The sequence below is a fragment of the Streptomyces sp. NPDC046881 genome (assembly GCF_040645015.1).
Lineage (GTDB): Bacteria > Actinomycetota > Actinomycetes > Streptomycetales > Streptomycetaceae > Streptomyces.
This window is the reverse complement of the sequence record NZ_JBEYXJ010000059.1, coordinates 15,531-36,791: the sequence shown is the minus strand read 5'-3', so window position 1 is coordinate 36,791 and position 21,261 is coordinate 15,531. Positions and strand designations below refer to the sequence as shown.

Here is a 21,261-nt window from a genome sequence, read left to right as displayed (position 1 = left end):
ACTCGTACAGAAAGCCGGGCGGAGAACCGGGGAGAACCGAGGCGCAAGGAGCCGCAGTTGACCGTGCAGAGAAGCGAGGGGACGCAGCGAACGACGGATGCGCCGCGAACGGCGGAGGTGCCGCGAACCGCGAATGCGCCGCGAACGGCGGAGATCAAGGTGCTGCCGGAGCCCCCCGGCCTGCCCGACCCGCTGCCCGAGCCGGCCGTCGCCGACCTCCGGCTGGAGACGGTGCTGGGCGCGCTCAGCGACCCGCTGCGGCTGCGGATCGTCCGCAAACTGCTCCTGGAGTCGGAGGAGTTCGACCACACCTGCGGCTGGTTCGGCCTGGACCGCCCCAAGTCCTCGCTCACCCACCACTTCCGGGCCCTGCGCGAGGCGGGCGTCACCCGGCAGCGCCAGTACGGCCTGGAGCGCCGCAGCCACGTCCGGGTGGCCGACCTGAACGCCCGCTTCCCCGGCCTCCTGGACCTCGTCGCCGCGTGGACCCCCGAGGGCACGCCGGACCTCCCGGAAGAGGGTTCGAGCTAAGATCGCGCTCCTGCACGTACCAAGATCACGGGGGCCCTGGTGACGATGACGATGAGCCGACGCGTGCGCAGATCCGCGTACGCCGCCGCGACGGCGGCACTGATGCTGACGGCGACCAGCGGATGTTCCTCGCAGAAGGAACTGCCGAACATGACCGGCTCCCAGCTCCAGGCGGCCCAGGACCGTGCCCAGAGCGCCGGTTTCACCAACCTCAGCTCCGAGGACGCCACCGGCCGGGGCCGGGCCCAGGTCTGGGACCGCAACTGGCGCGTCTGCTCCCAGGACCCCGAGCCCGGCGCCGCCGACCCCGACACCCTGGTGGTCTTCCAGGTCGTCAAGCAGGGCGAGTCCTGCCCCGCCTCGACGGACGGCTACCTCGCCATGCCCGGCGACGCCATGCCCAGCTACAGCGGACGCAGCCTCATGGACGCGATGGACCAGATGGCGGCACTGACCGGCGAGGTCAAGGCGGTCGACGCCACGGGCGCGGGGCGCAGTACGGACAACGAGAACGACTGGCGGGTCTGCACCACGGTCCCCGCCGCCGGCGAGACGATCGACGAGGACGTCCTGTTCGAGGCGGTCCACAACGACGAGAAGTGCTCCTGACCCCGCCCTTCACCCCGTACAGCGGGTCGCCGTCCGCCTCCTCCCCGTCACCTCGATCCGCAGCGGTGACTGCACGCCTCCTGGGTACCCGCCCGCAAAAGGGTACGAAAGTCACACTTCGGAGGTAAATGACATGGCGACCTCTCCTCGGTCCGACATGGCGACCCACCCCGACATCATCGCCATGCGCGAGCGCCACGAAATGGCCGAGCGCACCACGAGCACACCGCAGGCGCAGGCCATCGAGAGCGTGGCCCTCCTCACCGGCCTCTACCTCGCGGCCTCACCCTGGATCACGGGCTTCAACGGGTTCTCCACCCTGGCGGTCAACAATCTGATCACCGGCATCGCCTACGCACTCCTCATGAGCGGCGGTTTCGGCCGGGCCTACGACCGTGTGCACAGCATGGCGTGGGCCGCCTGCGCGCTGAGCGTGTGGACGATCATCTCGCCGTGGGTCGTGGCCGGCGACGTCTCCACCACGAAGACCATCGTCAACAACGTCATCGTCGGCATCGTGGGCCTGCTGCTGGCCCTGACCGCCGCCGCGATCGGCCGCCCGGCCGACCGGGAAAGCGGAACCACCGGCCGCATGGCCGGGCCGTACGCGGGCGGCCGGACCTGAACCGGGCGCGGGGGAAACGCCCCGGCCTCACATGCCTACGGCCGTACAGACACGAAGACCCCGGCCCCAGCGCTTCCGCTGGTACCGGGGTCTTCGGATACCTGTGAATTCCGTTCGGCGGCCGGCACGGGTCTGCGCGGCCTCGCGATGCAGGCGGGGGCGCTTGGAAGATGCGGACGGCCTCCGGTGAGGTGCGCTCGCACCACTGCCTGCCGTCGGCCGCGGCCTCCAGGAGGCCCGAGACCCCTTAGATCCGCCCGCCGGTCAGACGGGTGATGGGGCCGAGCGTCCGACGCCCCGCCCGGCGACCCGCCAGGTAGGAAGTGGCACTCACCGCCGACAACCCCGCACTCACTCCGGCGGCGAGCAGCTTCCGATGGGCGATCAACGTCCCCGCCGTCTTGGCGAAGGCCGCGACCTGCCCCGAGGCGGCGACGACGGCCCTGCGCCCGGCATGAACCCGGTCGGCCGCACCGCGCACGACCGCGGCGCCCGCCCCGGCCGCCCGCTCGGCACCCTCCCCTGCCGCCGACGCCCCTTCCCGGGCCTTCTCGGCCGCCTTGTCCGCCGCCCGCGACGCGGGAGCAGTCGCCTTCGCCGCGGTCTGCTGTGCCTTGGCGGACGTACTCCGCTTGGACGCGGAACTCCGATTCGTGTCGCTGTCCGATTGACTCATGGCCTTCGCGTTACCGCTCACGCCCCCTGCAAACGCAGTCCAGGGGTCGGCAAACCCTCCTCGCGCCCCAACGCGCGTGCCACCAGCTCAACTTGAACAGGTCCGCCAGCCCCCGGCGCTCGTCAGCACTACTCGTCGGCGTGGCCGCGCAGCCGGACACTCACCTGGCACCGCTGGCACACGTGGTACCGAGTGCGGCAGGTGACCCAACTCCTCGCGCCCCACTGATGACCGCCCAGGCGCCCAGCCACCTCACGCCATGCCCCTGTCCTGAAGCCCCTGGATACGGCCTTCCTCGCCCGCTGGAAGCGCTTGTCACACGATGATCACATGCCTCAATTCTTACTCAACTCTCTTTACCCCGCCCCTACATGACGGCAAGATCGCATGCGCAGTGGTTGACCAGCCACAGAGAGTTGGGGGTATATCTGTGAAGCACATCAAGAAATCGGGGCTCGTCCTAGCCATTCTGGCGTTTGCCTTCTCGTTCCTCGGCCCGGCCACGTCGGCCCAGGCTGCCCCGGGCCACACCTTCTACATCGTGAACAAGGCCACGGGCAAGTGCCTGGAATGGAACGGTTACAACAAGAAGATCACCCAGGAGAAGTGCAAGAGGACGCAGTGGCAGTGGTGGAACAACAAGTCCGCGAAGCTGTGTAACTACGTCTCCGCGGGCGGCGATTACTGCCTCGGCCAGGACGGCCGCGAGAAGCCCGTCTACGGCCGGAGCTACCACGACGCTCCCCAGCTCTTCTTCTCCAGCCTGAACCCGAACGCGAAGACCACCATCGGCGCCCTGCAGTGCGGCTACTTCAAGGTCGTCAGCGGCAAGGTGATGTGCGGCAAGCGCATCCTGATCAACCATGGCCGCAGTTACTCCCCGAAGATGATGTGGGTCATCAAGTACTGACCCCGGCAACGGGGAGACGGGTTCGCCCGCTTCCAAGCCAGAAGGCCCGCACCTTTCCAGGTGCGGGCCTTTTCCCTTCCCCGAGAGCCGAAGTCGAAAGTCCAGCGTGTCTCGCACAGTCAGAACGCGGGTTCCACGGCGTCCTCGGTGAGGTGTTGTCACCCCAGCGCCGCAGCCCGGACGAAGCGGCAGGCCGACGCGTGACATCAGCTTGGGAAGCTGAGGTGAGTCAGGGCTCGCTGTGGTAATGACCTGCGGCGGAGGGTTATCGGCGTCTCGCGAGCCAGTTTCATGGTTGCCCGCGGTACCGGCTGTCGGCTACCGGTCAGTGACCTGCCGGGGAAGCGGCTGACGGCGCGGCGGAGCTTGGCGACGACGGCAGTTGTCCGGCTGACAGCTTGCCCGACCTGCCGCAACGCGCCAGCCAGGGGAAAGTGGGGCCGTTTTCGTCGCTGCGCCGACTTGGTCCGGATATCTGACACAGGCTGGGGGTACCCGCCTCTCAGCATGGCCCATGGCCGAGTCCGGTACGCGGTGACAGCAACGGAGAACCAGATGAAGGCCCGCCAATCAGCAGCCCCGCCGACGCCAGCGCCGGTTCCAGCGGATGTGCAGCCCGCCGAAGTCCTCTCCGGCCGCTACCGGTTGGGCGCGAGAATCGGATCGGGAGGCATGGCCGACGTGTACGAGGGCGTTGACACGCGCCTTCGGAGGCCCGTGGCCGTCAAGGTGTTCCGACCGGGCCCGGACCCGCAGACGGAGGACCGTCTCACCGCGGAGGCCGTCCTTCTGGCCCGCCTGCAGCACCCGGGACTGGTCACCGTCTACGACGCCGGCCGCCACGACGACCGCCCCTACCTGGTCATGCAACTGATCAAGGGCACCACGCTGCGCAGCCTTTTGGCGTGTGGAGCGCTGTCGGAGCGGCGTGTGGTAGATGTGGGCGCCGCCCTCGCGCGGGTGCTGGCCTATGTCCACCGCGCCGGCGTCGTGCACCGGGACATCAAACCGTCGAACATCCTCCTCGACGCGGCGGGTGCTCCTCACCTGGCTGATTTCGGCATCGCGCGCCTGGCCAACGCCACCCGCCATACGGCGCCGGACGTGCTGATAGGCACCGCCGCCTATATGGCACCGGAACAGGTTGAGGGCAGGCGGATCGGGCCGGCCGCCGACGTCTACGCGCTCGGCCTGGTCCTGCTGGAGTGCTTGAAAGGCGAACTGGAGTACCAGGGCACGCCGTTGGAAGCGACAGTCGCCCGCCTGCACCGCCCACCCGAAGTCCCCACCTGGCTCCCCTCGGACCTCGCGGCCCTGCTGCGGGCCATGACCGCCCAGGACCCCGAGGCCCGTCCGGACGCCGAGCAGTGCGCGCAAGCCCTCGCCTCCCGGAACACCGGACCTGATCCATACCCCCTGCCGCTCTCGGCGCCCTCCGAGGCGGGCCGTCCGATGCCGCCGGCCGCCGACCCCGGAACGGAAGAGCACATACGCTCTCAGGAGGCGGCAGTCACCCGACGCAACCTCCCCGGCGGCACTCGCCACAGCCGTCGCCTGGCAGCGGGGACGGCCCTGGCCCTCTCCGTGGCCCTAGGCGCGACTCTTGCCGTCACATCGAGCACTGGCGGAAGCGACGACCGGGCAGCAGCGACGCCCGCCGAAACCTCCTCGCACCCGCCCTCCGGTACGGCGACTGCCAAGAGCGGGCCCGGTGCCCTCCCACCCACCGGATCTCACGGCGCTCAGTCCCCCTCCAGGGCATTCGGTGCGTCCCACCCTGCGGCTGCGGCAACCGGATCTCATGCCCAGCCCGTCTCCAGGACACTCGGCGCTTCTTATCCGGCGGCTGCCCCGAGCTCGAGCCGCAGCGCCTCTGCACCGCCCGGGAGCTCGAGGCCGCCCGGATCGGCGTCACCGCCGCCACGACCCGTGCCGACCGCAGCCGGGACCGCTGGCCCGAGCCGGACGACATCTGCGACGGCGCCAACCGCTGGCACGACGCCCCCATCACCAAGTCCCTCGAAGGGCGGCACGTCTACCGGTGCACCGCCCAGCCCAAGCCCGACGCATTAGAGGCCGAGGACCAAACCCACTCTAGGAGTTCGGTCTGACCGCCTGTCCCCCCGTGCTGCGCGGGACGGCCGTGGCCGTGTCAGACCGCACCGCGCCGCTGCTGTCCGCTGTCGCTGATGTCAGCCATGGACGTCACCTCACACAGGCTGGGCTCACTTCCAACTGTGGTGGTGCTCCTCGGACCCCCGGACGTGGCGGTTCACCTGCATTCATGAGCGGTCGGTCGTAAGAGCGGCCACCTGCTGCAGCTCCGTCTGAACGGCTATGAACGGCGCTGAATGAGACGGAAACTGAGACTGGATGGGTCGGAGACGGTCATAGAGGTTGCGTTCCGGCCTCAGGGGGACGCCGGTGATGAATCCGGCTGCGGTACAGCATGATCCGGTGGGGGTGGGTGTCGGGTATGGAGCGGGAACTACTCGAACGCGCGCTGGTCGGTAGCGATGAGGCGTCTGTGGCCGCTCTGGCGGCGCTTCGCTGCGGCGACTCCTACGTGGTCTGAGGCGGGGCTACGTCCACTGAGTCGCCGGCCCTCTATGGACGCCGACCGCTCAGGAAGTGCTTCTGACACTCACAGTTCGCCGCTGTTCTCCTCGTGACCGTCCGCGTTGTAGACGGAGATGCCCACGTCGCCCTTTTCGCTCGACTGCCAGTCGGTGAGGGCATCGATGATCAACTCAGCGTCCGAGTCGTGGTCGTACTCCTCCCGAGCTGAGTCGAGCGGCGTACCCTGCGGTCTTGTGGCCTCGTCTCGCTTGCTGCTGGCATATCTGTAACGGCAACGCGGGAGCACAGGGGGCTTTGTGGAACTGCACGTCACGCGCTGGAAGCGGTACGGGCATGATCGTCTGTACGCCAACCTGCCTGATGGCACCGCGGTCGGTTGGGCGGACGTCACGACGGGGGACATCACGGTTTTGCGGGCCGAGTGTCGTGACGACGTGATCGCCGTGCTCACGAAGCACTTACAGAACCTCACCGAGCCTGTCCCGCCAGACAGGGCGCCGGAGGTTCAGGCGCGTCCGATGCTGCCGCCTCTGACGCCGGCCGACGACCTGGCCGTCAACCCTCCCGGGAAGTCCATACGTGATCTGCTCGACGAATCCGGCCCGGGGCTGATGGAGCGAGTCGTCTCACGGCTTCTGCGGCGGCCCTCGGAATGGGACCCCTGGCGAAAGGGATTGGCGGGGGAGCGGCGAGTGGGAGCCGAGTTGAACCGCTTGGGGCGCCACGGCTGGCGGGTCCTGCACTCCGTTCCCTTGGCCAACAAGGTGGATATCGATCACTTACTGATCGGGCCAGGTGGAGTGTTCAGCATCAATACGAAGCACCACCACAAGCGGGCCGTATGGGTCGGCGACGATTCCGTGAAAGTCGATCACGGGAAGCCGGCGCCCTACGCACGCAAGAGTCGGGCGGAGGCCAAGCGGGTCGCCCGAGTTCTTGAGCGCTTTTGCGACTTCCCGGTACCGGTGGAGCCGGTGCTCGTCTTCGTGGGTGTCACCGAGCTGAAGGTGGTCGCTACGCAGCTCGATGTCCGGGTGTACCAGGAGCGCCAGGTATCGGCACTCGCTCCCCTCTCAGGAGTTCTCACGGCCGACCAGGTGGAGCAGGTGTACGGCGTCGCTCGCCATCGCCAGGCTTGGAGTCGGGCCTGAGCCGGTGCGTCTCAGCGAGGCGCCGGCCTTCCCTGCGGGGCCTGTGGGTGGTTTCCAGGGCCTGACCGTCGTCGGGGCGGGGTGCCCTGTCAGTGCCGTCTCTTACGCTCCGCTCTTGAACATGCAGTTCGAGTGGAGAGGGGACGGGTATGGGTGGCAACGCATGGACTCATACGGGCCCGTATCAGCGTGACCTGGCGGCCGCGTTCCGGCAGGAGCAGGAAGACGAGCTGGCGCGGGACAACCACGGCTTCGAGGGGCGGTCCGTCGAGGAACTGTGGCGCGACCCGGAGTGGCACGAGTACATCTTCACCGGCGGCACGGGCTCCGTGTTGGACTTCCCTCTCATGATCGAGGCCGCGGACACCGACGACGGTCCGTTCATGCGGCCGCTGACCGATGACGAGGTGCGAGCGTGGGCTCCTCACGGTCGGCCCACCTACGAGGAGTGGGAGGCCGCGCTCGACTCCGAGCAGTTGGACTTCCCACGCCGCGCCCGGGGGAACTGCACGGTGCTCTACCGCGACGGTAGGCCCGCGCAGATCGCCTACTGGGGGGTCACCGCCGACTAGGGGAGTCGGTACCGCCTTGCGCTGTGGCCCCACACCTGTCCCGGGTCCGGGGCCACATCGTTTTGCGGGGCTCACCTGGGAGAACGCTTCAAGCTCCCGTCCACGCCTCGTCCACAGACCGCGTCATGGGGCCGCTCCGCGCCGCACACGCCTGCACATACGCGAAGACCCCGGCCTCAGCGTTTCCGCTGGTGACGGGGTCTTTGGGCACCTCATGCTGGGTGCCCCGGCAGGATTCGAACCTCCGGAGGCCCCTTGCATGTTGTGAGATTCGGTTGGTTAGAGCGTTCTGCGCCTTGCGGTAGCCAGTCTCATCCCGCAAACCCGCCGCGGGTGCCCCCAGCAGCCGCTGACGCAGTGATCACTGGAAGGGGCAGCCGGGGTTCGGCGCATCCTCCGAGAACGGGGCGCCGTGCGGCAGGACGTAGAGCACGTCCAAGACGAGGGGTGTGTCACCCATGTTGCGGCCGATGTGGACGTGGCCGGCTCCGGCCGGTTCCTGAATGGCACTGCCTGTGGGGTACACGCCGTCGGAGGCGCAGGTGGAATCGAAGTGGCTGAGGGTGCCCTGCTTGACGATGCCGTACAGCGGGCCGTCGTGGTAGTGCCAGCCTGTGCTCTGCCCGGGCGGGACGGTGATCTCCCGCAGGGTGTAGTCGGTGCCGTTCACGGTGGTCTGACGGATCACGCGGGCGGTGACCCCCGGTCCCGGAGGCGTGGCCTGGGCGGTGCCGCAGACCAGGACGGTGGCAGCGGTCACCACCCCTGTTATGGCGGTACGGAGAGCGTGGCGCATGCGGGGCCTCCTGCAGGTACGAGAGCCGATACCGCCGTGAACATAAGGCGAGACGGGACCTGTTGGGGCCGGAACCCACTCTTCCGCAGCCGACCTCGGGCGGTGGCGCCTCATGAGGGAGGAGGATTGCCCGGTCCGTCACTCCTCGCCGCTCTCCTCGGCAACCTGGTCGAGTGTGCCGCCGGTGCGGACCGAGCGGGCCCGGCGCGGGTCGGGCGTACCGTGCCCGCTCGCCCGTCCGCTGTCCTTCTTCGGCAAGGCCCGGGTGCCGTATCGAGCACCGGCTGGCCTGCTCGGCACAACGGCTACCGGACCTTTGGCCGTGGTTGACGATGCTGCGAGGGGAGAACGGGCGACACACGGAGCGCCAGTGGTAGGCGGACCAGGGCATCGACTTCCAGGTGGCCATCAGCCTCTCGTCGTGTGACCACCTCGGGTCAGAACTGTCCGCGCTTCCGTTAAACAGCTCACCGAGCGGGGAAGACGAGCCGCAGAACGATCTCGCCGTCGTCGATCTCCCCGGTGGGTTCGAACCCGAACTTCTGGTAGAAGGGCCACGGCTCGCCGTCGCCGGGCTCGTAGCTGGTCAGCAGCTCGGTGGCACCGTCCGCGCGCACCAGGGTGGCGACCTGCGTGAGCGCCTCTCGGCCGATCCCTCGGCCCTGGTACCGCTTGTCGACCAGGAGGCGCCAGAGGAAGTGTCGCCCTTTCCAAGGACCGGCCGGCGGTTTCCACGACAGCATCACGAAACCGACTGGCTCATCGCCGCGGTACACGGCGCGGTACCAGGGATTGGCCTCCGGTTTCTTCGCCGCCTCCTTGAGGGAGTAGGACACGGAGGCGACGAATTGCTTCTGGTCACGTCGGACCCGGAGGGCACGGACGGCATCCCGGTTGTCGTCGGTGATCTCCCGTAGGTGCACGCTCGGGGATCTCATGCCACACCCCTTCCGCATCCGGCAACTGCGCCGTCCCGGCCTACGTGAAAAGCCGCTACCGGGCGGCATTCCCGCGCATCCGCGTTGTCGTGGCCGCCAGGTCGGACGTCTTCGCAGCGTATTCGGCTCAGGCGATCTGGAGCGGGACTGGCACGCCGGGCCGTGACCGCGCCCAGAGGCAGCTCCTAGGAGAGCAACCTGGCCTGACGCGGCGATGCGCATGGGCAGGCCCCTTCGTCAGTTGGATGGGCTGACCTGGGTAATCGCTCGGCCGCGACCGGCTCCCCGTCGACCCGCGGACGAGCCGGATGCCGCAGTCGAAGGTGATCGCGGGAGGTTTCCTTCGAAACTTATTGAAAAGCTATTGACTTATGTCATCTGGTGCGCATCGTGATTAGTAGGCCATAACACCGAAAGAGTTGCTAAGTCGATCAGGACGTCTAGTCGGCGTAGTGACCTGGACAGGATGTGGTCCAGGCCCCCGGCAAGCCGGCGCGATACCGAGGCGACAGTGACGACTGAAGTTTCAGGACACGAGCAGTACTACCGGGGACTGTTTTTTTGCCCTCAGGGCGCGGCCAATGCACTGTGCTCTACCGCGACGGTCAGCCGACCGAGATCGGCTACTGCGGTGCACCGCCGATGAACCGACCCTCAGGCCCCTGGACTCGTCCGGGGGCCCTGCCGTCTGCCGGAGCTGACCTGGGCAGACGCCTCAAGATCCCGTCCACGCCTCGTCCACAGACCCCGGCGTACGGCCGCTCCGGGCCGCATACGGCTGCACATACGCGAAGACCCCGGCCTCAGCGTTTCCGCTGGTGACGGGGTCTTTGGGCACCTCATGCTGGGTGCCCCCGGCAGGATTCGAACCTGCGCACACGGCTCCGGAGGCCGTTGCTCTATCCCCTGAGCTACGGGGGCGTGTCGGCTGCGGAGCTCTTCGCTCGCGGCGACGGGTAGAACACTAGCAGGTCCTGCGGGGTGATCAGGAACCCGTTTCCCCGGGTGGGGGGTGGTGGGTCCCCTGGAGGGGGTGGAAGTGGGGAAAACCCGGACGCGGTGGCCGGGCCCGACCTACTCTCGACTTGTGCCAGGCGCTCCGGGCCGGGTGCTTGTTGTGGACGACAACAAGGTCATCCGGCAGCTGATCAGGGTCAACCTCGAGCTGGAAGGGCTAGAGGTCGTGACCGCGGCCGATGGTGCCGAGTGTCTGGACGTGGTGCACCAGGTGCGGCCCGACCTCGTGACGCTGGACGTCGTCATGCCCCGGCTGGACGGGCTCCGCACCGCCGCCCGGCTTCGGGCCGATCCCCGTACGCACCACCTGCCCCTCGCCATCATCAGCGCCTGTACGCAGTACGAGGTCGAGACCGGTCTCGATGTCGGCGTGGACGCGTTTCTCGCCAAGCCCTTCGAGCCGGCCGAACTGGTCCAGCTCGTGAAGCACCTCATCGAGCGGCGCACCGGGCACGAGGGGCGTGAGGGAGAGGGGCGCGGGGGAGAGGGTGGCGTCGGTGGGGGCGAGCCCGGTGGGGGAGAGCAGGGTGGGGGTGGTGACGGGGAGATCGACGGTGACGGGGGTTCCCCCGGTCACGGAGTCGGCGTCTCGCCCGGCCACGGCCATGGAGTCTCTCCCGGTCACTGAGCGGGAGGGGGCTCGCTCGGCCAGCCATGGGGCCAGCCCAGTCATGGAGCCGTAGTCTCCTCCGGTTCCGGTTCCGGTCACAGAGTCTCCCCCGGTCACGGAGTCCGGGGCCCGTCCGGATCATGGCCCCGTAGTCTTCCCCGCTCCCGGTCCCGGGGTCCGGGCCTCGCCTGGCCACAGAGTTCCCCCAGCCAATGAGCCCCGACGTAGCCTCCAGGCGCGACCCGCCACCCAAGCACGGGCCCAGGCACAACGCCGCACTTGACCGCAGCCCCGCCCCCGCCCCGCGCAACCCTCGGTAAGCCGCCCCCGTCTAGCCGGCTCGCACCCCCGCCCGGCCCCGCGCCACCCCGCAGCCGAGCCGCCCCGCGCAACCCCCGCCGAGCCGCACCCATAACCGGCTCGCACCCCCACCCCCCTCCTCCCCTACGCTTGTCCCGTGACCCCCGTCGAGCTGTCCCGCACCGTGCTGCGCGCGGTGCGTCGTGCTGTCGATGACGGGGAGCTGAGCGTGACCGTGCCCGAGCGGGCCGTGGTGAGTGAGCCCGGGCCCGGGGGGTGCGGGGACTTCGCCACCACGATCGCGTTGCAGCTCGCCCGGCCGGCCGGGCAGCCGGCGCGGCGGGTGGCCGAGATCGTGCGGGACCGCCTCGCCGTTGCCGACGGGATCCGGGACGTCGTCGTCACCGGGCCGGGGTTCCTCAACATCAGCCTCGACACGCGGGTCGACCCCGTCGCCGAGCTGGTGCGGGAGATCCGGCGGCAGGGCGCCCGGTACGGGTACGGCGACGCCCTCGCCGGGGAGGTCGTCGCGCTGCGGGTGCCGTACGAGGTGCGGGCCGAGGTCGTCGCCGACGTCGTCGTACGGCTCGTGGGGACCCAGGGCGGCCGGGCCACCGTGGAGCACGGCGAGCCCGTCAACCTGCGGCCCGTGCCCGCCCCGGAGGACCCCGCCCCGCTCGGACCCGACGCCGCCCGGTGGGCCCTGCTGCACCCCGCCGCGCACGACCGGCCCCGGATCACCGCCGATCACCTCGTCCAGCGGGAAGCCAATCCGCTGTTCCGGGTGCGGTACGCCCACGCCCGCGTCCGTGCCCTCGGCCGCAACGCCGCCCGCCTCGGGTTTGACGCCGAGCCCGGCCCCGTGACCGACGCCCCGGGGCTTCCCACCGCCCTCGGCCGCAACGCCGCCCCCCTCGGATTGGACGCCGAACCAGGCCCCCTGGCCGACGCCCGGGGTCTTCCCACTCCGCTCGCCGGCCACCCCCGCGCCCTCGGCCGCAACGCCGCCCCCCTCGGATTCGACGCCGAGCCCGCCCCCCTGACGGATGCCGAGCCCGCCCCCCTGACCGACGCGGAACCCAACCCCCTGACCGACGCCCGGAGTCTCCACTCCCCGCTCGCCGACGACACCCGGGGCCTCCCCACCCCCCTCGCCGACGACACCCGGCGTCTCCCCACCCCCCTCGGCTTCGACCCCCGCCGTCTTCTCACCCCCCTCGCCGATCACCCCCGCATCCTCTCCGCGGCCGCCATTCACCGTGCCCCGGACCGGCTTGCCCGGCATCTCGTCACCGTCGCCGATGCCGTGCTGCCTCTGCTGCCCTGTGTGCTTCCGGTCGGCGAGGAGAAACCCTCGGCCGCCCACCGTGCCCGGCTGGCCCTCGCCGAAGCCGCCGGGACGGTGCTGGCCGGTGGCCTGTCCCTGCTCGGCATCGACGCACCCGAACACCTCTGAGGGCCCCCGAGCGATGAGCCCCGGAGAGACAGAGAGTCTGAGAGCCACGTCATGAGCCGTTCCGCCCATCCCGCCGGGCCCCGCCACGCCGACGTCCTGCCCGAGGGGCACTACTCCGCGCCGCCCGCCGACCTCAACGTCCTGGACCAGAAGGTGTGGGCCCAGACCGTCGCGCGCGGCGACGACGGTGTGGTCAGCGTCGGCGGTGTCCCCGTCACCCGGCTCGCCGAGGAGTTCGGCACCCCGGCCTACGTCCTCGACGAGACCGACTTCCGGGCACGCGCGCGGGCCTGGCGCACCGCGTTCGGCCCGGACGCCGACGTCTTCTACGCCGGGAAGGCCTTCCTCTCCCGGGCCGTCGTGCGGTGGCTGAACGAGGAGGGGCTCAACCTGGACGTGTGCTCCGGCGGCGAGCTGGCCACCGCGCTCTCCGCCGGGATGCCCGCCGAGCGCATCGCCTTCCACGGCAACAACAAGTCGGTCGCGGAGATCCGCCGGGCCATCGAGGCGGGTGTCGGGCGGATCGTGCTCGACTCCTTCCAGGAGATCGTGCGGGTCGCGCACACCGCGCAGGAGCTGGGGAAGCGGCAGAGGGTCCAGATCCGGATCACCGTGGGCGTGGAGGCGCACACCCACGAGTTCATCGCCACCGCCCACGAGGACCAGAAGTTCGGGATCCCGCTCGCCGGCGGGCAGGCCGCCGAGGCCGTACGGCGGGCCCTGCAGCTCGACGGGCTGGAGCTGATCGGGATCCACTCGCACATCGGGTCGCAGATCTTCGACATGTCCGGGTTCGAGGTCGCCGCCCACCGGGTCGTCGGGCTGCTGAAGGACATCCGGGACGAGCACGGGGTCGAGCTGCCCGAGATCGACCTCGGCGGCGGCCTCGGCATCGCCTACACCAGCGGCGACGACCCGCGCGAGCCGCACGAGATCGCCAAGGCGCTCACCGAGATCGTCACCCGGGAGTGCGAGAGCGCCCGGCTGCGGACGCCGCGGATCTCCGTCGAGCCGGGGCGCGCCATCGTCGGTCCCACCGCCTTCACCCTCTACGAGGTCGGCACGGTCAAGCCGCTCGACGGACTGCGCACGTACGTCTCCGTGGACGGCGGCATGTCGGACAACATCCGGACCGCGCTCTACGACGCCGAGTACAGCGTCGCGCTCGTCTCCCGCGCCTCCGACGCCGAGCCGATGCTCGCCCGGGTCGTCGGCAAGCACTGCGAGAGCGGGGACATCGTGGTCAAGGACGCGTTCCTGCCGGCCGACCTGGCGCCCGGTGATCTCATCGCCGTACCGGCCACCGGCGCGTACTGCCGGTCCATGGCCAGCAACTACAACCACGTGCTGCGGCCGCCCGTGGTCGCCGTACAGGACGGCGCGGCCCGGGTGATCGTCCGGCGGGAGACCGAAGAGGACCTCCTGCGTCTCGACGTCGGCTGACCGGCGCGCCGCAAGAACGCGGTGGCGGAAGATCTACGGTCTTCCGCCCCCGTACAAATGAAATAGATGTCTCACGATCCGGACCAAGGGTAGAAACTGCCGTCCGGTGAGTGAGACTGGTCCAACCGTAGACGGTATGAGGAAACGAGGTCGGATGATGCGTACGCGTCCGCTGAAGGTGGCGCTGCTGGGCTGTGGGGTTGTCGGCTCAGAGGTGGCGCGCATCATGACGACGCACGCCGACGACCTCGCCGCCAGGATCGGCGCCCCCGTGGAACTGGCGGGTGTCGCCGTGCGCCGCCCCTCCAAGGTCCGCGAGGGCATCGACCCCGCCCTGGTCACCACCGACGCCACCGCCCTCGTCAAACGCGGCGACATCGACGTGGTGGTGGAGGTCATCGGCGGGATCGAGCCGGCCCGGACGCTCATCACCGCCGCCCTCGAGCACGGCGCGTCCGTCGTCTCCGCCAACAAGGCCCTGCTCGCCCAGGACGGGGCCGCCCTGCACGCCGCCGCCGGGGAGCACGGCCGGGACCTCTACTACGAGGCCGCCGTCGCCGGTGCCATCCCGCTGATCCGCCCGCTGCGCGAGTCGCTCGCCGGCGACAAGGTCAACCGGGTGCTCGGCATCGTCAACGGCACCACCAACTTCATCCTCGACAAGATGGACTCGACCGGCGCCGGCTACCAGGAGGCGCTCGACGAGGCCACCGCCCTGGGGTACGCCGAGGCCGACCCGACCGCCGACGTGGAGGGCTTCGACGCCGCCGCCAAGGCCGCCATCCTCGCCGGCATCGCCTTCCACACGCGCGTGCGCCTGGACGACGTCTACCGCGAGGGCATGACCGAGGTCACCGCCGCCGACTTCCGCTCCGCCAAGGAGATGGGCTGCACCATCAAGCTGCTCGCCATCTGCGAGCGCTCCGCGGACGGTACGTCCGTCACCGCGCGCGTGCACCCCGCGATGATCCCGCTCACCCACCCGCTCGCCTCCGTCCGCGGCGCGTACAACGCCGTCTTCGTGGAGTCCGACGCGGCCGGGCAGCTGATGTTCTACGGCCCCGGCGCCGGCGGTTCGCCCACCGCCTCGGCCGTGCTGGGCGACCTGGTCGCGGTCTGCCGGAACCGGCTGAGCGGGACCACCGGGCCGGGCGAGTCGGCGTACGCCGACCTGACCGTCTCCCCGATGGGCCAGGTCGTCACCCGGTACCACATCAGCCTCGACGTGGCCGACAAACCGGGTGTGCTCGCCCAGGTCGCCACCGTCTTCGCCGAACACGGCGTGTCGATCGACACCGTTCGGCAGCAGGGCAAGGACGGCGAGGCCTCCCTCGTCGTCGTCACCCACCGGGCCTCCGACGCCTCCCTGTCCGGGACCGTCGAGGCACTGCGCAAGCTCGACACCGTGCGGGGTGTCGCCAGCATCATGCGGGTTGAAGGAGAGTAACCAGCAATGACCCACCAGTGGCGCGGAATCATCGAGGAGTACCGGGACAGGCTGCCGGTATCCGACACCACGCCGGTCGTGACGCTCCGCGAGGGCGGCACGCCCCTCGTGCCCGCGCAGGTGCTCTCCGAGCGCACGGGCTGTGAGGTCCACCTCAAGGTGGAGGGCGCCAACCCCACCGGGTCCTTCAAGGACCGCGGCATGACCATGGCCATCAGCAAGGCCAAGGAGGAGGGGGCGAAGGCCGTCATCTGCGCCTCCACCGGCAACACCTCCGCCTCCGCCGCCGCGTACGCGGTGCGGGCCGGCATGGTGTCGGCGGTCCTGGTGCCGCAGGGCAAGATCGCCCTCGGCAAGATGGGCCAGGCCCTCGTGCACGGCGCGAAGATCCTCCAGGTCGACGGCAACTTCGACGACTGCCTCACCCTGGCGCGGGGCCTGAGCGAGAACTACCCCGTCGCGCTGGTGAATTCGGTCAATCCGGTGCGTATCGAGGGCCAGAAGACGGCCGCCTTCGAGATCGTGGACATGCTCGGCGACGCGCCCGACATCCACGTCCTCCCGGTCGGCAACGCGGGCAACATCACCGCCTACTGGAAGGGCTACACGGAGTACGCCGCCGACGGCATCGCCGGCAAAACCCCTCGAATGTGGGGTTTCCAGGCGTCCGGCAGTGCTCCGATCGTGCGCGGCGAGGTCGTCAAGGACCCGTCGACCATCGCCACCGCCATCCGCATCGGCAACCCGGCCTCCTGGCAGTACGCGCTGGCCGCCCGCGACGAGTCCGGCGGCGTCATCGACGAGGTGACGGACCGTGAAATCCTGCGCGCCTACCGTCTGTTGGCCGCGCAGGAGGGCGTCTTCGTGGAGCCCGCCTCCGCCGCCTCCGTGGCCGGTCTGCTCAAGGCCGCCGAGCAGGGCAAGGTCGACCCGGGCCAGCGCATCGTGTGCACCGTCACCGGCAACGGTCTGAAGGACCCGGACTGGGCCGTCGCCGGTGCCCCGCAGCCGGTCACCGTCCCGGTCGACGCGGCCACCGCGGCCGAGCGCCTCGGCCTCGCCTGAGCGCCCCGGATCCGGGAAATCCCTGACAGGGTGCACAGGGGGCTTACGACACGCATCGTGCGCCTCCTGTGCGCCCTATGTCGCCACAGAACCTTCCTTCGATAGGCTGTACCGAACCCGCCTTCGCACATGCCCTCGCGCATGGCACGGCGCCGCGGCGTCTCCGCGGCCCGACGGGTCCGTCGTACGTCATCGGATGTCCACCGAACATCGGTCGAATGTCCACCGAGTCCCTCGATGCCATTCGACCGCCACGCAGCTCAAGGAGTGTCTTCGAGCGATGGCCGGTCCAGCGTTCCGCGCCGCCGCCGTCCGGGTGCGCGTCCCAGCCACCAGCGCCAATCTCGGTCCGGGCTTCGACGCCCTGGGCCTCGGGCTGGGGCTCTACGACGACGTGGTCGTCCGGGTGGCCGACTCCGGGCTGCATATCGACATCGCGGGTGAGGGCAGCGAGACCCTCCCGCGGGACGAGAGCCACCTTCTCGTCCGTTCCCTGCGCACGGCCTTCGATCTGCTGGGCGGACAGCCCCGCGGCCTGGAGATCGTGTGCGCCAACCGGATCCCGCACGGCCGGGGCCTCGGCTCCTCCTCCGCCGCCATCTGTGCCGGCATCGTCGCCGCCCGCGCGGTGACCATAGGCGGCGAGGCCCGGCTGGACGACGCCGCGCTGCTGGAGCTGGCCACCGAGATCGAGGGCCACCCGGACAACGTGGCCGCCTGTCTGCTCGGCGGCTTCACCCTGTCCTGGATGGAGGGCGGCACCGCCCGGGCCATCAGGATGGAGCCGCACGATTCCATCGTTCCGGTGGTTTTCGTGCCCGGAAAGCCGGTCCTGACCGAGACCGCGCGCGGTCTGCTCCCGCGCACCGTGCCGCACGTCGACGCCGCCGCCAACGCGGGCCGGGCCGCCCTGCTCGTCGAGGCCCTGACCAGGCGCCCCGAGCTGCTGCTGCCCGCCACCGAGGACCGCCTCCACCAGGAGTACCGCGCCCCGGCCATGCCGGAGAGCGCCGCGCTGGTGGAGCGGCTGCGGGCCGACGGCATCCCGGCCGTGATCTCGGGCGCCGGGCCCACCGTCATGGCCCTCGCCGACGCCGACAGCGCCGACAAGGTCTCTCACCTCGCGGGTGAGGGCTGGGCCGCCAACCGGCTGGACCTGGATGTCCAGGGCGCGAGCGTGCTGCCGCTCGCGACCTGACACACGGTTGCCGGATTTGGAGAGGGGGAATGTTTGTTGGATCCGGTAGTGTTAACCTCAAGTCTGCACCCGACCCCACCATGGCGAGGTGCCTCGTGTCCCCGTCCGGGACAGACATTCTTCCGGGAGCCTCCCGCGCCACTCCGTGTTCCTTGCGCCGTACCTGGGCAGTACGTCGTATGCGGGCATTGAGCGGGCCGCCGGGCACGCACCGGAGTCGGTGCTACCACGCCACGTGACACTGGGTGTCACGGCTCGCGGAAGCGCCGATCACCGCACATTCCTCCGCCGCTTTGGCGGACCACCGCCCCGGCACGGTTCACAGAAGACAGGACCGTAGTCGGACAGCACAACCGGTCGCCGAGCCAGACAGGCCGACGTCCGCTCCAGGGAAGGACCCTTCGTGAGCGACACCACCGATCTGATGGGCGCACGTGTCGAGGAGACCGCTGCCGCGCCCGCCACGGACGCCTCCGCGCCTGCCACCGGTGCCGGCTCCCGGCGGCGCCGCGGTACCGGCCTCGAGGGCATGGTGCTGGCCGAGCTGCAGCAGGTCGCCTCGGGCCTCGGGATCAGGGGCACCGCGCGGATGCGCAAGAGCCAGCTGATCGAGGTCATCAAGGAGGCGCAGGCCGCCGGGGGCGCCCCCGCCGCCAAGGCCGACACCGCCACCGAGACCAAGCCGAAGCGCCGGGCCACCTCCAAGGCCCGCACCGGTGAGGAGGCCGAGAAGAAGGCGGCGGCCAAGACCGAGGCGCCCGCCGAGAAGGCCGTGGCCCAGCAGCAGATCGAGATCCCCGGACAGCCGGCCTCCGACGACGCCCCGAGCGAGCGCCGTCGCCGCCGCGCCACCGCCGAGGCGGGCAGCCCGGCCCAGGGCGGCGCCGAGACCGTCGCCGCCGAGGCCAAGGGCGAGTCCAAGGCCGAGGCGCCCGCGCAGCAGCAGTCGCAGCAGCAGGGCGAGGCCAAGGGCGACGCCGGTGACGGCGAGGGCCGTGGCCGCCGGGACCGCCGCGAGCGCGGCCGGGACCGGGACCGCCGCAACAAGGGCGACGACCAGCAGGGCCAGGGCGGCGGCCGCCAGGACCGGCAGGACCGCCAGGACCGGCAGCAGCAGGGCCAGCAGCAGGGCGGCGGCCGTCAGGACCGCAACGCCGGTCCGCAGGACGACGACGACTTCGAGGGCGGCCGCCGCGGCCGTCGCGGCCGCTACCGCGACCGCCGGGGCCGCCGGGGCCGCGACGAGATCGCCGAGCCGCAGCTCGCCGAGGACGACGTCCTGATCCCGGTCGCGGGCATCCTGGACATCCTCGACAACTACGCCTTCATCCGGACCTCCGGCTACCTGCCCGGCCCGAACGACGTGTACGTCTCCCTCGCCCAGGTCCGCAAGAACGGCCTGCGCAAGGGCGACCACGTCACCGGTGCGGTCCGGCAGCCCAAGGAGGGCGAGCGCCGCGAGAAGTTCAACGCGCTGGTCCGGCTGGACTCCGTCAACGGCATGGCGCCCGAACACGGCCGCGGCCGCCCGGAGTTCAACAAGCTGACCCCGCTCTACCCGCAGGACCGGCTCCGTCTGGAGACCGACCCGGGCGTGCTCACCACCCGCATCATCGACCTGGTCTCGCCGATCGGTAAGGGCCAGCGCGGTCTGATCGTGGCCCCGCCGAAGACCGGTAAGACCATGATCATGCAGGCGATCGCCAACGCGATCACGCACAACAACCCCGAGTGCCACCTGATGGTCGTCCTGGTCGACGAGCGTCCGGAAGAGGTCACCGACATGCAGCGGTCGGTCAAGGGCGAGGTCATCTCCTCGACCTTCGACCGCCCGGCCGAGGACCACACCACGGTCGCCGAGCTGGCCATCGAGCGCGCCAAGCGTCTGGTGGAGCTGGGCCACGACGTAGTCGTGCTGCTCGACTCGATCACGCGTCTGGGCCGTGCCTACAACCTGGCGGCGCCCGCCTCCGGCCGCATCCTGTCCGGCGGTGTCGACTCGACCGCGCTCTACCCGCCGAAGCGGTTCTTCGGTGCGGCGCGCAACATCGAGGACGGCGGCTCACTGACCATCCTGGCAACGGCGCTCGTGGACACCGGGTCCCGCATGGACGAGGTGATCTTCGAGGAGTTCAAGGGCACCGGCAACATGGAGCTCAAGCTCGACCGGAAGCTCGCCGACAAGCGCATCTTCCCGGCGGTGGACGTGGACGCGTCCGGTACCCGCAAGGAGGAGATCCTGCTCGGCAACGAGGAGCTGGCCGTCGTCTGGAAGCTCCGCCGGGTCCTGCACGCGCTGGACCAGCAGCAGGCGATCGAGCTGCTTCTCGACAAGATGAAGCAGACCAAGTCGAACGTCGAGTTCCTGATGCAGATCCAGAAGACGACGCCGACGCCGGGCAACGACTGACGTCCACGCCGCACGCCGTAGGCAGTCGCACGCCGTAGCCAAGGGCCGCTCCCACCACGGGGGCGGCCCTTCGCGCTGTCCGCCCGCGTCCGGTCAGCGAACACGCGATGTCCGTGAGGCGAATGAGGTTCCCCTCGATTTTGTGACCTCGGTCACATCAACCCGGGGTCCTTGCCTCCGCTTTGCCCAGGTGAAGGCGGTGTGAAGGGGCCGGTCGGAGGGGCCGCGAAGGCCGTGACGACCGCCCCCGTCCGGGTCACCGAACCGTCCAGGCACAGGGCGCCTCCCAGGACCCGCAGATCGAGGAGGAACCGCGTGGTCGCGCCGGTCCGGCGCAGGCCGTGGACGCGTTCGTCGAGGTAGCCCAGCTCGTGCAGGACCGCCCTGACCCGGTCGGGGGCGGGATCGGCCAGTCGGCGGAGTGCCTCGGTGATGCGCTCGGCGTGGAGGCGGCCCTCGCACCTCTCGACCGCGCTCAGTCCGGGCTCCCGCGACGGCGCGGACGGATCCGGCGCCGGCCCGGTGCCGCCGGGCGCGGTCCCGTCGACGGGGAGCGGCTCCACCGGGGCGGTCGGCGGCCTCCCGTCCGCCGCGACCGGTTCCGGCGGGGGCGCGTCCGGTGCGCACGGCCGCCCCACCGAGTTGAGCATGTCCATGAAAGCGACCTGCGGGTCCGGGGCGGGTGGTTCGCCTTCCGGAACGGCGCCGGCGGGGGTCTTTTGGGGGCCTTCGGCAGGCCTCTTCAGGGCGCGCACAACTCTGCGGAGACATACGGGGATTCGTCGCACGGGGACAGTCTGCCGCCCTTTCTCCGGCGCTTCACCGGCGCAAAGAAACGGACTTCTTGATTCCCTGTACGGGATCTTGTGGCTGTGTTGATCAGCTCTTTATGGTCTGGCGTTCAACCGAGTTGATCAATTCGAGGGG

The 21,261-nt window shown here is 70.2% G+C and carries 19 protein-coding genes, 1 tRNA gene and 1 pseudogene; 15 read left to right on the top strand and 6 right to left on the bottom strand.

From position 1 onward, the window contains the following. Nucleotides 1–153: 153 nt before the first annotated feature. The 3 genes from ABZ923_RS25470 (at nucleotide 154) to ABZ923_RS25460 (ending at nucleotide 1,765) form a co-directional block, all read left to right on the top strand. Nucleotides 154–531, top strand: coding sequence for an ArsR family transcriptional regulator (locus ABZ923_RS25470; protein WP_361475775.1), 378 nt, complete (start codon nucleotides 154–156; stop codon nucleotides 529–531). Nucleotides 532–594: 63 nt separating this feature from the next. Then, nucleotides 595–1,140 (top strand): hypothetical protein, encoded by a 546-nt coding sequence (locus ABZ923_RS25465; protein WP_361475748.1) that lies wholly within the window; start codon nucleotides 595–597, stop codon nucleotides 1,138–1,140. 133 nt (nucleotides 1,141–1,273) lie between these two features. Beyond that, nucleotides 1,274–1,765, top strand: a complete 492-nt coding sequence (locus ABZ923_RS25460; protein ID WP_361475746.1) for an SPW repeat protein — start codon at nucleotides 1,274–1,276, stop codon at nucleotides 1,763–1,765. Between the two features lie 247 nt (nucleotides 1,766–2,012). On the opposite strand, the gene ABZ923_RS25455 is transcribed toward ABZ923_RS25460, so the two are convergent. Next, complete coding sequence (locus ABZ923_RS25455; protein ID WP_361475744.1) at nucleotides 2,013–2,441, bottom strand: hypothetical protein; 429 nt, start codon at nucleotides 2,439–2,441, stop codon at nucleotides 2,013–2,015. 541 nt (nucleotides 2,442–2,982) lie between these two features. Here ABZ923_RS25455 and ABZ923_RS25450 point away from each other — a divergent pair. The 4 genes from ABZ923_RS25450 (at nucleotide 2,983) to ABZ923_RS25435 (ending at nucleotide 7,654) form a co-directional block, all read left to right on the top strand. Continuing rightward, a complete protein-coding gene (locus ABZ923_RS25450) occupies nucleotides 2,983–3,351 on the top strand; it encodes a hypothetical protein (protein WP_361475742.1) in 369 nt (122 codons plus the stop codon). A gap of 291 nt (nucleotides 3,352–3,642) precedes the next feature. Then, nucleotides 3,643–5,424 carry a protein kinase gene (locus tag ABZ923_RS25445; RefSeq protein ID WP_361475740.1) on the top strand — a complete coding sequence of 594 codons (1,782 nt, stop codon included), beginning with the start codon at nucleotides 3,643–3,645 and terminating at the stop codon, nucleotides 5,422–5,424. An 803-nt stretch (nucleotides 5,425–6,227) separates the two neighbouring features. Then, nucleotides 6,228–7,082 (top strand): nuclease-related domain-containing protein, encoded by an 855-nt coding sequence (locus tag ABZ923_RS25440; RefSeq protein WP_361475738.1) that lies wholly within the window; start codon nucleotides 6,228–6,230, stop codon nucleotides 7,080–7,082. Nucleotides 7,083–7,231: 149 nt separating this feature from the next. Next, nucleotides 7,232–7,654: a hypothetical protein gene (locus ABZ923_RS25435; protein WP_361475736.1), complete on the top strand. Its 423-nt coding sequence runs from the start codon at nucleotides 7,232–7,234 to the stop codon at nucleotides 7,652–7,654. A 361-nt stretch (nucleotides 7,655–8,015) separates the two neighbouring features. Here the strand turns inward: ABZ923_RS25435 and ABZ923_RS25430 are convergent, their stop codons facing one another. Together ABZ923_RS25430 and ABZ923_RS25425 are read right to left on the bottom strand one after the other, a co-directional pair. Further along, on the bottom strand, nucleotides 8,016–8,450 hold the full coding sequence (locus tag ABZ923_RS25430; protein WP_353601131.1) for a cupin domain-containing protein: 435 nt from the start codon (nucleotides 8,448–8,450) through the stop codon (nucleotides 8,016–8,018). A 138-nt stretch (nucleotides 8,451–8,588) separates the two neighbouring features. Beyond that, a pseudogene (locus ABZ923_RS25425) lies at nucleotides 8,589–8,678 on the bottom strand (3'-phosphoesterase); the annotation flags it as partial. Nucleotides 8,679–8,722: 44 nt separating this feature from the next. Here ABZ923_RS25425 and ABZ923_RS25420 point away from each other — a divergent pair. After that, nucleotides 8,723–8,827 (top strand): hypothetical protein, encoded by a 105-nt coding sequence (locus ABZ923_RS25420; protein WP_361475773.1) that lies wholly within the window; start codon nucleotides 8,723–8,725, stop codon nucleotides 8,825–8,827. A gap of 90 nt (nucleotides 8,828–8,917) precedes the next feature. Here the strand turns inward: ABZ923_RS25420 and ABZ923_RS25415 are convergent, their stop codons facing one another. Both ABZ923_RS25415 and ABZ923_RS25410 read right to left on the bottom strand, forming a co-directional pair. After that, nucleotides 8,918–9,388 carry a GNAT family N-acetyltransferase gene (locus ABZ923_RS25415; RefSeq protein ID WP_361475734.1) on the bottom strand — a complete coding sequence of 157 codons (471 nt, stop codon included), beginning with the start codon at nucleotides 9,386–9,388 and terminating at the stop codon, nucleotides 8,918–8,920. An 849-nt stretch (nucleotides 9,389–10,237) separates the two neighbouring features. Next, nucleotides 10,238–10,309, bottom strand: a tRNA-Arg gene (locus ABZ923_RS25410). 118 nt (nucleotides 10,310–10,427) lie between these two features. On the opposite strand from ABZ923_RS25410, the gene ABZ923_RS25405 reads away from it, so the two are divergent. From ABZ923_RS25405 to rho, 7 genes are all read left to right on the top strand, one after another. Further along, nucleotides 10,428–11,033: a response regulator gene (locus tag ABZ923_RS25405; RefSeq protein WP_361475771.1), complete on the top strand. Its 606-nt coding sequence runs from the start codon at nucleotides 10,428–10,430 to the stop codon at nucleotides 11,031–11,033. A 439-nt stretch (nucleotides 11,034–11,472) separates the two neighbouring features. Next, a complete protein-coding gene (gene nrtL, locus ABZ923_RS25400) occupies nucleotides 11,473–12,771 on the top strand; it encodes an ArgS-related anticodon-binding protein NrtL (RefSeq protein ID WP_361475732.1) in 1,299 nt (432 codons plus the stop codon). 51 nt (nucleotides 12,772–12,822) lie between these two features. Then, nucleotides 12,823–14,214, top strand: a complete 1,392-nt coding sequence (gene lysA / locus ABZ923_RS25395) for a diaminopimelate decarboxylase (RefSeq protein ID WP_361475730.1) — start codon at nucleotides 12,823–12,825, stop codon at nucleotides 14,212–14,214. Between the two features lie 157 nt (nucleotides 14,215–14,371). Next, nucleotides 14,372–15,661 (top strand): homoserine dehydrogenase, encoded by a 1,290-nt coding sequence (locus ABZ923_RS25390; protein ID WP_361475769.1) that lies wholly within the window; start codon nucleotides 14,372–14,374, stop codon nucleotides 15,659–15,661. A 6-nt stretch (nucleotides 15,662–15,667) separates the two neighbouring features. After that, the gene (thrC, locus tag ABZ923_RS25385) at nucleotides 15,668–16,726 is read left to right on the top strand and encodes a threonine synthase (RefSeq protein ID WP_361475728.1); all 1,059 of its coding nucleotides are present in this window, start codon (nucleotides 15,668–15,670) and stop codon (nucleotides 16,724–16,726) included. 280 nt (nucleotides 16,727–17,006) lie between these two features. After that, nucleotides 17,007–17,924 (top strand): homoserine kinase, encoded by a 918-nt coding sequence (gene thrB, locus ABZ923_RS25380; protein ID WP_361475726.1) that lies wholly within the window; start codon nucleotides 17,007–17,009, stop codon nucleotides 17,922–17,924. 403 nt (nucleotides 17,925–18,327) lie between these two features. Continuing rightward, the gene (rho, locus tag ABZ923_RS25375) at nucleotides 18,328–20,334 is read left to right on the top strand and encodes a transcription termination factor Rho (RefSeq protein WP_361475724.1); all 2,007 of its coding nucleotides are present in this window, start codon (nucleotides 18,328–18,330) and stop codon (nucleotides 20,332–20,334) included. A 152-nt stretch (nucleotides 20,335–20,486) separates the two neighbouring features. Here the strand turns inward: rho and ABZ923_RS25370 are convergent, their stop codons facing one another. After that, nucleotides 20,487–20,990 carry a hypothetical protein gene (locus ABZ923_RS25370; protein WP_361475722.1) on the bottom strand — a complete coding sequence of 168 codons (504 nt, stop codon included), beginning with the start codon at nucleotides 20,988–20,990 and terminating at the stop codon, nucleotides 20,487–20,489. Nucleotides 20,991–21,261 lie beyond the last annotated feature (271 nt).